Source organism: Streptomyces sp. NPDC043896 (assembly GCF_056435605.1).
The window spans coordinates 172,996-186,430 of the sequence record NZ_JBWKEE010000004.1; the positions used below are offsets into that span (position 1 = coordinate 172,996).

General features: G+C 72.7%; 6 protein-coding genes. All 6 read left to right on the forward strand.

Features of this window, described 5'->3' with window-relative positions; translation table 11 throughout:
• Positions 1-760: 760 nt before the first annotated feature.
• Entirely contained in the window at positions 761-2,323 is a 1,563-nt protein-coding gene (locus AC069X_RS07290) for a TIGR02677 family protein (RefSeq protein WP_478726021.1), read from the forward strand.
• A complete protein-coding gene (locus AC069X_RS07295; protein ID WP_478726023.1) occupies positions 2,323-3,570 on the forward strand; it encodes a TIGR02678 family protein in 1,248 nt (415 codons plus the stop codon). The genes AC069X_RS07290 and AC069X_RS07295 overlap by 1 nt, the downstream gene beginning before the upstream one ends.
• Entirely contained in the window at positions 3,567-7,676 is a 4,110-nt protein-coding gene (locus AC069X_RS07300) for a TIGR02680 family protein (protein ID WP_478726025.1), read from the forward strand. The genes AC069X_RS07295 and AC069X_RS07300 overlap by 4 nt, the downstream gene beginning before the upstream one ends.
• Positions 7,673-8,926, forward strand: coding sequence for a TIGR02679 family protein (locus tag AC069X_RS07305; protein ID WP_478726026.1), 1,254 nt, complete (start codon positions 7,673-7,675; stop codon positions 8,924-8,926). Before AC069X_RS07300 ends, AC069X_RS07305 begins: the two co-directional genes overlap by 4 nt.
• Positions 8,927-9,327: 401 nt before the next feature.
• A complete protein-coding gene (locus tag AC069X_RS07310) occupies positions 9,328-12,327 on the forward strand; it encodes an AfsR/SARP family transcriptional regulator (RefSeq protein ID WP_478726028.1) in 3,000 nt (999 codons plus the stop codon).
• A 66-nt stretch (positions 12,328-12,393) separates the two neighbouring features.
• Positions 12,394-13,428, forward strand: a complete 1,035-nt coding sequence (gene sbnB, locus AC069X_RS07315; protein WP_478726029.1) for a 2,3-diaminopropionate biosynthesis protein SbnB — start codon at positions 12,394-12,396, stop codon at positions 13,426-13,428.
• Positions 13,429-13,435 lie beyond the last annotated feature (7 nt).

Below are 13,435 nucleotides of genomic sequence, written 5' to 3' on the forward strand. Positions count from 1 at the left end.
CTGATCGTTCCTGTGGCGGCCACGTCGAGTCCGACGACCGGAGCTCCCAGCCGTTGACGGCAGGTAATCCCAGTCCACCTCGCACATCACGCTTCTCGGCGTCGCCGGCCAGACCCTGTCCAGGGTGTGGCCGACGACGCCGTGCCGGTTTCCGCTAGCCTGGCTGGGGTGCTTCCGGAGGGCGGCTCGCTGGAACAGCGCGTCGGCCCGTAAGGCAGGCCGGCGCTAGTGACGCTCGTTTGACGCACGGCGTCCTCGAGGGCAGGTGGATAGGGTCCCTGACCTGCGGCTTTGTTGTTTATCTCAGCATCGATATCTTTGCGATGACCCACCACGTGGAGTGCGTGGCGATCCTGGAGCCGGTGCGCGAGGACGCCTGACCTGCCCGGACGAAGAGGCGAGGTTCCCCGACGGGCCCTTGACTGCCTCGCCCCTTCGTCTCCGCGGCCAGGCAGGAAGCCCTGGGTGCCAGGGGCAGTGGTGGCGTGAGCCGCTTGTCGGGCACGGCGCTCATCAGTTCACACGACGGTTACCGGGTGACCCTGGCGCTCACCGCGATCACGTCGAGGCTGCGCAGTGAGGCCTAGCCGCCGTGGATGCGGGTGGAGGCCGGGGCCAGAGCGCACGCGAAGCCGGCGGTGGCTCCTCCAGCGCTTGTGGTGACACCGGTGCGGGCCGGAGACGGTCGGGACCAGTGCGAATCGGCCAAGTACCGAAGTCCCTGCCGATCATGGACGAGGCTCCACGAAAATGGCGGGCAATGGACACGATCTCTTCCCGGGCGGAGGGTCCGCCCGGCGGCTACGGGCCTTTCGCGCACCTCACCGCTCCGAACGTGCTGCTCTACCGGGCGGTGATGCGGGCCTTCCTCGTCGCCAAAGAGCGGTTCGCCGTGCACCTGCGGCCCGAGGACGTGTACGCGGGGCTGGCCCCCGAGCGCCGGCCGGCAGAGGTCGACGCCGTGGTCAAGGCGCTCGACAGCCTGGTGGCGTGGGGGAACCTGCGGGCCGATCCGGACACCGGGCGGGTCACCGCCGTCGAGGACTTCTACCGCAAGCGGTTCATCTACCAGCTCACGCGGGAGGGCGAGGCGGCCGAGGAGGCCCTGGCCGCGTACGACGAGGCGCTCGGACGGCGGGGAGCGCTGCAGGCCGTCGCGCTGCACGACATCGTGACGCAGCTGCGCGCCCTGCTCGTGCTGGCGGCCGAGGAGGAACCCGATCCGGCCAAGACGCATCTGGCGCTGGACGGGCTGGCGAGCCGGTTCGGCGCGCTCGCCGACAATGCGCGGGCCTTCATGGGCTCCCTCCAGCGGACCATCGACCTCCACGACGTGGGGGAGGAGGTCTTCCTCGCCTACAAGGACCAGCTCATCCAGTACCTGGAGCGGTTCATCCAGGACCTGATCACCCTTGGCGGCCGCATCGCCCGGCTGATCCTGGAGCTGGAGGCGGGCGGCAGCATCGAGCGGCTGTTGCGGGCCGCGGCCGCACGCGAGGCGGCGGACGCCAGCCCGCAGGAGGCGGTGTACGCGGAGCGGGCCGCGTACGAGCGGTGGGCCGGCCGGTGGGCGGGGCTGGCGGCCTGGTTCCTCACCCGGGACGGGCGGGAGTCGCAGGCCCGGCTGCTGCGCGGCCGGGCACTCGGCGCGGTCCCGCAGCTGCTGGCCGTCGTACGGTCGCTGAACGAGCGGCGGGCCGGGCGTTCGGACCGCTCCGCAGACTTCCGTACCCTCGCGCGCTGGTTCGCCGAAGCGCCCGACGACGACGCCCGGCACCGGCTGTGGCGCACCGCCTTCGGTCTCTACCCGGCCCGGCACCTCACCGTGGACCCCGAGACGCTGGCAGCCCGCCACGCCCGTCCCGAGCCCGCCGGAACGGCGTGGGCCGATGCGGCACCACTGCGGATCAGCCCGCAGCTGCGCCGCACGGGAAGCTACGAGCGGCGTGGCAAACCCCGCAAGGTCGAGGACCGGCAGCAGGCTCGCCGACTGCTCGCCGAGACGGCTGCCAAGCAGGCCGCCGAGACGGCCGCCGCCCGGGCCCGGCTCGTGACCCACGGCATCACCAGGCTGTCCGGACTCGGCGAGCTCGATCCCCTCAGCTTCCGGCTGTTCCTCCAGCTCCTCGGCGACGCGCTGGCCACCTGGCGGCCCGGGATGACGCACACCGCCGCGACCAGTGGCGACGGCTCGATGGAGATCCGGCTGACCGCACTGACCGACGGATCCACGGCCGAGGTCCGGAGCCCGGACGGGTTCTTCCGGGGTCCGGACCACACCATCGAGATCGTCGACCTCACCGAAGGAAGGGGCGGGGCGTGATGACGACGCCGCTCACCGAAGTACTCGACGGGCAGCACGCCGCCGAGCGGCGAAAGGCCGCTCGTGCCCTGCTGAAGCAGCCGCTGCTGCTGGCCCACGGTGCGTACGCCGACGAGTTCCGGCTCGTACGCCGCCACGCCTCCGAGCTGCGCGAGTGGTTCGAACGCAACACCGGATGGTCCCTCCGGGTCGACGCCGAGAGCGCCCGGCTGGGCAGGATCCCCGGTGTGCTGGACAACGCCACACACCCGGCGCGCGAGGTCTCCCGCAGTGCCGTCCCGTTCAGCCGCCGTCGGTACGTCCTGCTCTGCCTCGGCCTGGCCGCCCTCGAACGCGGCGAGTCGCAGATCGCTCTGGGCCGCCTCGCCGACCAGATCGTGCTGGACGCCAAGGACCCCCGGCTGGCCGAGGCGGGCATCCAGTTCACCCTGGACCGCCGTGACGAGCGGGTCGACCTGGCCGCCGTCGTACGGCTCCTGCTCCACCTCGGAGTCCTGCGGCGCGTCGCCGGCGACGAGGACGCGTACGTCAGCGGAGCCGGCGACGTCCTCTACGACGTCGAACGGCGGGTGCTCGCAGGTCTGCTCGCCACCCGCCTGGGGCCCTCGACCGTCCGGGCCGAAACGCCGGAGGGCCGGCTCGCCGAGCTCGCCGCGGAAACCGCCCTCGACAGCGACGAACTGCGCTTCCGCGCCATGCGATGGTCACTGACCCGGCGACTGCTCGACGACCCGGTCCTCTACTACGACGAGCTGACCGACGCAGAACTCGGCTACCTCACGCGCCAGCGCGGCTTCCTCACCGCCCGTATCAACGAACTGACCGGGCTGGTCGCCGAAGTACGTGCCGAAGGCATCGCCATGGTCGACCCCGAGGACGACCTCACCGACGTCCGCATGCCGGAATCGGGCACCCGCGGCCATGTCACCCTCCTGCTCGCCGAGTACCTCACGGCGGTCGCAGGTGTGGCCGTACCCATGGCCGACCTCGAACGCCGTGTGGTGGAACTGGCTGCCGAGCATTCCGGATTCTGGTCCAAATCGGCGCGGGAGCCCGGGGCCGAGGCCGACCTGGCCGAGCAGGCCGTCGCCCGGCTGGCTGCTCTCGGCCTGGTTTCCCGCACCGCCGACGGCGTCCTGCCACGCCCGGCACTCGCCCGCTACGCGGTCGGCGAGACCGTCGTGCTCGAACCCCGGACCACCGGCACGGCGCAGGTGCCGGCGCAGCGAAAGGCGTACCTGCCTTGACCCACCGTCCCGTACTCCCCGCCCCGGCGCGCCCTCGCTGGCAGCCGCTGCGGATCGGTCTCGTCGACCTCTTCCACTACGACGTGGAGGAGTTCCACTTCCGCGACGGCCGGCTGTTGCTCCGGGGGAACAACGGCACCGGCAAGTCCAAGGTGCTGGCCCTGACCCTGCCCTTCCTGCTCGACGGGGACCTCGGCGCCCGCCGGGTCGAACCGGACGGCGACGCCGGCAAGCGGATGGAGTGGAACCTCCTGCTCGGTGGTGAGCACCCGCACTCCGAACGCCTCGGCTATACCTGGGTGGAGTTCGGCCGCCGGGACGAGGTGAGCGGCGAGGAGCAGTTCCGTACCCTGCTCTGCGGGCTCAAGGCCGTCAGCGGACGCGGTATCGCCCGGCACTGGTGGGCGGTGACCGGCCAGCGGATCGACCACGGGCCCGCCGACGCGCGCGCGGACGGGTCACTGAGCCTGCTCGACGCCACCGGCACCGTCCTGTCACGGGACCGGCTCATCGAGGCCGTCGACGGACGGGGATTGGTCTATGACCAGGCCAAGTCCTACCGCCGGGCCGTCGACGAGGCCCTGTTCGGCCTCGGGGAGCAGCGCTACGCCGCCCTCGTGGACCTGCTCGTCCAACTGCGTCAGCCGCAGCTGTCCAAGCGCCCCAACGAGGCCGCCCTGTCCCGTGCCCTCACCGAGGCCCTCCCGCCGATGGACCAGGCCGTCATCGCGGACGTGGCCGAGGCCTTCCGCTCCCTGGACGAGGAGAAGGAGGAGCTGCGGGCGGCCGGGGCGGCGGAGAAGGCCGCCTCCACATTCCTGGACCACTACCGGCGCTATGCCCGCGCCGCCTCCCGCCGTCGCGCCCGCCTCCCGCGCAGCGAGCACTCGAAGTACGAGCAGCTGCTGCGCGATCTCGCCGAGGCGCAGGCAGAGAAGACCGCGGCGGAGGAGGAGCGGACGGCCGCGGAGGAGCGCGTCGCCGCACTGGCCGAGACCCGGGCGCGGCTGGAGGCGGCCGACGCGGCCCTGCGCGAGGGCCCGGAGATGCGCAGCGCCCACGAACTGGAGCGGACCGCACAGGCGTTGGAGCGGGCCGAGAGCGACCTCAACCGCGCGCACGACGACCGGGAGAATGCGTCCGTGCAGCACACCAGGGCGCTCAGCCGTCTCGGTGCCGCGGAGAACCGGCTCAGCTCCGCCCAGGAGCTGGCCGGGGCCACGCTCCTGCGGGCCCGGGAAGCGGCGGCGGCAGCCCGGATGAGCCTCCCCGGAGACGAAGGACGGACGGCTGCCGACCTGCGGACCGCGGTATCGGAGGCGACCGACCGCAGACGCCGCACCCTCACACACGTGGAGGCGCTTGCCGACCAGGCCGAAGAGGCGGCGGCATGGCGCCGGACGGCCGTACTCCGGCTCGACGAGACGGAGACCGAGCTGGCGCACGCCACCGAGGTGCTGGACGCCGCCAGGGGCACGGAGCAGGCCGCGGGACGGGCTCTGGTCGACGCCGTACGCGAGCACGCCGGCCGGTGCGGGGAGCTGGCGTACGCCGACGCGGCCGGACTCCTGGACGAGCTCCAGGAGTGGACCCGGCACCAGGACGGCCCCTACCCGGCACGCCTGCGCGCGGCGGAGGCGCACAGCGCCACCGCCGCCTGGCTCGCCGACCAGGCGGCGCAAGCGGCACAGCACCGCGCCGGCCTGGCAGCCCGGACCCGCGAGGCGGAACAGGAACTCGCCGGGCTGGAGTCCGGTGGCCGGCGCGGGCCGCAGGCCCCTTACACCCGGACACCCGGCCTGCGGGACCAGACGCCCGGTGCACCACTGTGGAGGCTGATCGACTTCCGGGACGAGGTCACGGACCAGGACCGTGCCGGGCTGGAGGCGGCGCTGGAGGGGGCCGGCCTGCTGGACGCGTGGGTGCGCCCTGACGGAGCGGCCCTCTCCGCGGACGGTCATGACGTACTCCTCGCCCCGGACACCGGACCGGTGGAGGGGCAGTCCCTCGCCCACGTACTGCGCCCGGCCGTCGACCACGGCGACGCCCGCGCCGCACAGGTCGGAGCGGAGGCGGTGACCCGGATCCTGGAGGCGATCGGCCTCGGCGGTACCTCGGGGGGTACCGCCGCGACGTGGATCGCGCCGGACGGACGCCACCGCGTCGGAGTCCTCACCGGCCGCTGGGCCAAACCCGCCGCCGAGTACATCGGAGAGGGCGCCCGGGAAGCCGCGAGGCGCGTGCGGATCACGGCACTGCGGGCGGAACTCGCGCTCCTGGGGCAGGCGTCTGCCGAGGCCGACTCGCAGGCGCAGGCTCTGGCGACGCGTCGGCGTACGCTCGACGGAGAGCTGGCCTCCGTGCCCGACGACGCCCCCCTGATGCGGGCGCACGCCGAGACCGCGGCTGCCGCCGACACCGTGCGCCGCGCCCGGAACCGCCGCGACGAGCGGGCCGCCGAGGCCGCGGCCGCAGCCGAGCAAGCCGAGTCCGCCACCGTCGAGCTGCGGGAGACCGCAGCCGATCTGGGGCTGCCCGCGGACCGGCCGGCGCTGGCCGCCGTACGCCGGGCCCTCGCCGAACTCGACGTCGTCCTGGCCGGACTCTGGCCCGCACTCCGTGAGCGGAGCGAGGCCTCCCGGCAGGCGGACGACGAACGTGAGGAGGCGGTTCGGGCAGGTGAGCGGAGCGCGGAACTCGCGGCGCGGGCAGAAGAGGCCGCCCACGAGGTGGCGGCCGCGGACGAGAGACTGGCCACGCTGCGTGCGACCGTCGGCGCCGCCGTGGCGGAGCTGGAGCGGCTCCTGGCGGAGACCGCGGAAGCGCTGCGCGGCTGCGCGGCCGACCGGCGGCGTGCCCAGGACCGGCGCACGGAGGCTGACCGACGGGCCAGCCGGGCGGAGGGAGCGATCGCCCAGTTGGAGAAGGCCGTCACCGAAGCCGCCTCGGCGCGCTCCGAGGCCATCGCCGCGCTCCAGCGCTTCACCGCCACCGGACTGATCGCCATCGCGCTTCCCGAGCTCGCCGTACCGGCCGCCGACGACGGCCCGTGGGCCCCCACGCCGGCCATCGCCCTGGCCCGTGCCCTCGAATCGGAGCTGTCGGCAACCGACGATTCGGACGGTGCGTGGGAGCGTGTGCAGCGGCGTCTGAGCGAGGAGTTGAAGATCCTCCAGGACGCACTTTCGCGGCACGGCAACTCGGCCTCGGCCCGCATGGTCGAGGACGGAATGATCGTAGACGTCGTCTACCAGGGGCGTGAGCGAGCAGTACCCGAACTCGCCGAGGCGCTGGGGGCCGAGGTCGGCGAACTCACCCGCATCCTCTCCGCACACGAGCGCGAGATCCTCGAAACCCACCTCATCACCGAGGTGGCCGGAACCCTCCAGGAGCTGATCGCGGCCGCCGAGCGGCAGGTGCTCGCCATGAACTCCGAGCTGGAGGACCGGCCGACTTCCACCGGTATGAGGCTGCGCCTGGTGTGGCGGCCTTCCCGCAAGGCGCCGGTCGGACTCGCCCAGGCCCGTGGCCGGCTGCTCCAGACCGCTGATGCCTGGACGGCCGGGGACCGGGCCGCCGTCGGTGAGTTCCTTCAGGCACAGATCGCCCGGCAGCAGACCGAGGACGCGGCGGGCAGCTGGCTGGAGCACCTCACCGCCGCCCTCGACTACCGCTCCTGGCACGAGTTCGCCGTTGAGCGCCAGCAGCACGGCCGTTGGGTGCCCGCCACGGGACCCGCCTCCGGAGGCGAACGCGTCCTGGCCGTGTCCGTTCCCCTGTTCGCCGCCGCCTCCTCGCACTACGCGAGCGCGGGCAGCCCGTATGCGCCGCGTCTGGTGACCCTGGACGAGGCGTTCGCCGGTGTGGACGACGACTCGCGCGCCAAGTGCCTGGGGCTCCTGCACGCCTTCGATCTGGACGTGGTCATGACCAGCGAGCGGGAGTGGGCGTGCTATCCGCAGGTGCCGGGCATCGCCATCGCCCAGCTCGCCCGCGTCGACGAGGTGGCCGCAGTCCTCGTCACCCGGTGGGAGTGGGACGGCACGGCCCGCACACGCCGCGCGGACCCGGTGCGTCAGGCGGACCCGGAGCCCCTGTGGACGTGAACGCTTCACCGGTCGACGAACCGCGCCTGCGCCGGCTGCTCGGCGGTGCCGACCTGGCCTGGCTGGTGGAGCGCGCGCGCCGGCGGCTGGAACGCGGACAGCCACTCACCGGGGCGGTCTCGCTGGCCGTGCCGAGCCCGGCCGAGCGGGCGGCGGCCGAGCGCCTGCTGGGACGGGCACCTGGCGCCGGAAGGGCACTGACGGTCCGGCTCGACGCCGTGGACGCGGTGCTGGTCAGGTCGGGCGTCAGCCCCCAAGGCCTCGAGGCCGCCGTGACGGTGCTCACCGGACGGGTCGTCCCGCTCGACGAGGTCCGCAGGAACGAGGAACAGGTCTGGAGGGAGGCGTACGAGCCCCTCACCCGGCTGGCCGCAGACCGGCCCGCGTACGCCGCCTGGGCCGTTCGTGTGCGTGACGACGGCCTGGTGCGCCGCCTCGCCCGCACTCCCGCCGCCGCCCGTCCGCTGCTGGAGCAGACCGTGCGCGTCCTGCGGGAGCTGCCCGTCGAACCGGCCCGGTCGCTTGCGGTCTTCGCCGCGGATGTTCTGGGAAGTGCCCACGCACTCGACGAAGGCACACCGGTGACCACCCTCGCGCTCTCCGGCACCCGTGCTCTGACCGGACACCCCGAAGGAGCGGGAGCGGCCTGGCGGCGGGCCGTGTGGGCCTCGGCCGGCCTGCTCCGGGACGACGTCTCCTCGACCGTGCTCACCCTCAACCTCCGGGGGACCACGGCCCTGGACTGGATGGCCGATGCGGGTGAGCCGTGCGTACTCACCCTTCGGCAGCTCACGCGCCGACCGCCGCGGACGGCACCGCCCGTGGTCCACGTCTGTGAGAACCCCGCCGTCCTGTCCGCCGCGGCGGACAGCCACGGACCGGGTGCCCGGCCGCTGGTCTGCGTTCAGGGCCAGCCGTCGGCCGCCGCGCTGACCCTCCTCGCCCGACTGCACGGGCTCGGTGCCGTCCTGCGGTACCACGGCGACTTCGACTGGGGCGGGCTGCGCATCGCCACGACGCTGTCGGGGCACGTGCCCTGGGTGCCCTGGCGGTACACATCCGCTGATTACCGCGCGGCGGTGGCAGCCAGTGGTCCTGATCTGCGGCCGTTGGAGGGGAAGCCGGCGATGTCGCCGTGGGACCCGGACCTGGCACACGCTCTTGCCGAGCACGCCCTGCGCGTTGAGGAGGAGGCCGTCATGGACGTGCTGCTCTCGGACCTCGCGGGGGACGGCCGCCACGCGGCCTGAGTCCGGTCCGGGCTCCCGTCCGTACGCGTCGTCAAATTCGTGGCCCGGTGGGGGCTCCTCGAACTCGTGGGCGGACGGATGGGGTTCGCGGGGGAGGGGGACGCGGGGTGGCGGTCGGGTGGCCGTGCGGAGGCGTGAACGGGACCTTCCTGTTCCCAGGGGTTGGCTGGATGTCGCCTACGCGGCATTCGGGTGCCTGTGAGTCCGCACCGATTGATTCCAGCCAATGTCGAGATGATCGATCAGCTTTCGGTCATGGTGTCTCACCAGTCGCACTGCTTGCGTCGCGGCTCTTTTCTGTCAGCGGCAGACAGGTAGTGTGATCGCGCTGCCGGGCCCGGTGGCGACGGGGGGAGACACAGTTGGGCGAGACACTCAGATTCGGAATTCTCGGACCACTCATGGTGACCGTGGGGGAACGGGCGGTTCAGGTCGGGGGTGCCCGGCAACGTACGATTCTGGCCCTTCTGCTCCTGAGCCCGGGGCGTATCGTTCCGGTTGACACCCTCGTGGACGTGGTCTGGAACGGTCGTCCGCCAGCCACCGCCCGGACCCAGGTCGCCATCGTCATCGCGGCCCTGCGCAAGGCCATCAAGAGCGAGGGGGTGGCCGAGGAGGTCATCGTCACGGCGCACCCCGGCTACCTGCTGCGCCCCGACGGGCACGTCCTCGACACCGCCACCTTCACCGGGCTGGTCGCCGAGGCCGAGGAGGCCGTGCGCACGCACCGGCCCGCCGAAGCGGCGCGCTGCTACGCCGAGGCGCTCGCGCTCTGGCGCGGGCCGGCGCTCACCGGCGTCACCGGACAGCTCGTCGAGGACGAGGCGGCCCGGTGGGAAGAGGTGCGCATCAACGCCTACGAGGCGATGACGGGCGTCCAGCTGGAGCTGGGCCGGCACCAGCTGCTGCTGCCCGAACTGGCCGCCGCCGTAAGGGAACACCCGCTGCGCGAGCGGACCCGGTACCACCTGATCCTCGCCCAGTACCGTTCCGGCCGGCGGGCCGAGGCGATGGAGAGCTTCCGGGAGGCGCGGCGCCAGTTCATCGACGAGCTCGGCATGGACCCGGGCCCCGAACTCCAGGAGCTGCACGACGCGATCCTGCGGGACGACCCGTCGCTGGCCTTCGAGCCGCCGGCGGCCGGTGTCTTGGACGGCGTGGACGGCACCGCCGACGCCTTAGGAGCACGCGGGCGCGTCGTGCCCTCCGAACTCCCGCCCGATGTGCCGGGGTTCGCGGGCCGGGGCGCCGAACTGGACTCCCTCGACACCCTCGTGGAGGACCAGGGGGAGGGGGGCCGGGCGCCGACCGTCGGGCTGATCACCGGTGTCGCGGGGGTGGGCAAGACCGGTCTGGCGGTCCGCTGGGCGCACCGTGTTACCGAACAGTACCCCGATGGGCGGCTGTTCGCGGACCTGCGCGGGTATGACGAGCACCACGCCCCGACCACCGCCGGGGACATACTGAGCCGCTTCCTGCGCTCGCTCGGCGTGGAGAGCGACGACGTGCCCAACGGCCTGGAGGACCGGATCGCGCTGTACCGCAGCGTGCTCGCGGAACGCCGGGTGCTGATCGTGCTGGACAACGTACGGACCTTCGCGCAGATCCGTCCGCTGCTGCCCGGCAGCGGCGGCTGCACCGTGCTCGTCACCAGCCGGGAACAGCTGGAGCAGCTGGTGACCTGGCCGCAGCGGGGCCGGGTGCACCTGGGGGTACTGCCCGAGGGGGACGCGGTCGAGCTGCTCGGCCGGATCGTCGGCGAGGCCCGGATACAGGCCGCTCCCGAGGACGCGGCGCGGCTGGCGGAGCTGTGCGACCGGCTGCCGCTGGCGCTGCGCATCGCCGCGGCCCGGCTGGCGTCGAAGCCGCACTGGACGGTGCGCCACCTGGTGACCCGGCTCAACGACGGGCGGCGCCGGCTGGACGAGCTCAGCCAGGGCGAGTCCCAGGTCCGGGCCAGCTTCGAGCTGAGCTACCGGTACCTGCACAAGGACGCCGCCCGGCTCTACCGGCTCCTCGGGCTGCTCGGCGTACCCGACTTCACCGCCTGGGTCGGCGCCGCGCTGCTGGACGGGGACGTCATGGACGCGGAGCGGCTGATAGAGCACCTGGTGGACGCGCAGTTCCTGGAGGTCGTCGGCGTCGACGCCACCGGGCAGCTGCGCTACCGCTTCCAGAACCTGATGCGGCTGTACGCGGAGGAGCTGGCGCGGGAGGAGGAGGACGAAGAGGAGAGGCTGGCGGCTTGCGAGCGGGTGTTCCGTTCCTGTCTGACCATCGCGGAGCAGGCCTTCCGGCGTGAGAAGGGCGGAGACTACGGCACCGTGCGGGGCGACGAACCGCGACGTGACGTCGACTCCGTCCTGATGGAGGAGCTGTTGGCGGCGCCGCTGGAGTGGTTCGAGGCGGAGCGACTGTCCCTGGTGGCGGTCGTCGAGCAGGCGGCTGGACTGGGCATGGACGACCTGGCGTGGGACCTGGTCATGTCCATGGAGGTCCTGTTCGAGTCGCGGAACTACCTGGAAGACTGGCGCCGGTGCAGCGAGTACGCCCTCGAAGTGGCCCGCGACGCCGGCAACCTGCGCGGGTGGGCGGCGATGGAGCAGCAGCTCGGTGTGGTCGAGCTGCGGCTCCGCCGGCTGACCGAGTCCACCGTGCGGCAGGAGAAGGCGCTGGGGCTCTACACGGAAGCGGGTGATTCGCGCGGCAGGGCCCTGGTCCTCAACAACCTCGCCTTCATCGACCGGATCCGGGGCGACTACGACCTGGGGATGAGCCGGCTGCGAGAGGCACTCGAGGTCTTCCGGGCGCAGGACGACCGGACCACCCAGGCCTACGCCCTCCAGTTCATGGCACAGATCGCCCTCGAACAGGGCCAGCCGGAGGTGGCGGTGGAGCTGAGCATGGACTCCCTGCGGGTGTGCGAGGGCATCAAGGGGGGCGGCCGCACGCTGGCCCTGGCCACGCACCGGCTGGCCAGCGCCTACCTGGCGCTGGGGCACCTGGGGGCGGCGGAGGAGAACTTCTCCCGGGTGGTGGACATAGTCAGGGAGAAGTCCGATCTGCTCGGGCTCGCCTACGCGCTGCTCGGGCTCGCCGAGACCAGGCTCAAGGCGGGCGCGGTGGACGGCGCCGAGCGGACGTTCGCGGAGGCCCTGGAGGTGGCCCACCGAACCCGGAGCCCCATGGTCGAGGGGCAGATCCAGCTGGCTCTGGGCGAGGCCTGCCGGCAGTCGGGCCGGCTGGAGGCGGCGGCGACGCACGCGGCCGCCGCACTGGCCATGTTCCAGGGCATCGGCTCTCCGCCCTGGGAGGCGAAGGCGGCGGCTGCGCTGCGCCGGGTGGACGAAGCGGCAGGGGGGCCGGAGGTGCCGGGGGGAGTGGCCGTAACCGGCCAATAACCCGGCGATAAACCGGATCCCTAGCGTCATCGCAGACGAGAAAACTGCCAAGCTGTGGAGTCTGCGATGTCACGTACGACCGGCGCGCCCTCTTTCGCCGTGATACCCGGCGCCCAGGTGCACGAAGTCCTGGACGGCCGTGCGCCCGAAGTGGTCGGACTGATCGAATCCGCCTATCGGGTGCACGGCGAGGGCGGCACGGTCAATCCGCCCTCCTATTTCCTGCGCTTTCCCGACCGGCCCACGTCGCGGATCATCGCGCTCCCGGCCTCCATCGGGGGAGAGGCCCCGGTCGACGGGCTGAAGTGGATTTCCAGCTTCCCCGACAACGTGGCGGCCGGAATTCCGCGCGCCTCCGCCGTGCTGATCCTCAACGACCCCGAGACCGGATATCCGCTGGCCTGCCTGGAGTCCTCCATCATCAGCGCGGCCCGCACCGCCGCCTCCGCCGCGCTGGCGGCCGACCGGCTCAGCCCGGCGGGCCGGCGGCCGCGCCGGATCGGATTCTTCGGCGTCGGCCTGATCGCCCGCTTCATCCACCAGTACCTGGCCGGCACGGGCTGGGAGTTCGACGAGATCGGCGTGCACGACCTGTCCGCCGAGCACTCCGAGGGCTTCGCCGACTACCTGACCCGCTCCGGGGAGCAGGGGCCCGTCACCGTCCACGACAGCGCCGAGAAGCTGATCCGCGGCAGCGACCTGGTCGTCTTCGCGACCGTCGCCGGCACTCCGCACGTCACCGAGCCCGACTGGTTCGGCCACAACCCGCTCGTGCTGCACGTCTCGCTGCGCGACCTGTCGCCCGAGGTGATCCTCTCCGGCTTCAACGTCGTCGACGACGTCGAGCACTGCCTCAAGGCCGACACCTCCCCCCACCTGGCCGAACAGCTCACCCGCAGCCGCGACTTCGTCGACGGGACGCTGTACGACGTGCTCTCCGGGCAGCTGGCCGTCCCCGAGGACAAGCCCGTCTTCTTCTCGCCCTTCGGCCTGGGCGTCCTCGACCTCGCGGTCGGCCGGCACATCCACGACACCCTGCGCGAGCGCGGCGACCTCGCGGTCGTCGAGGACTTCTTCCACGAGATGCGCCGCTACGGCTGAGACCGCC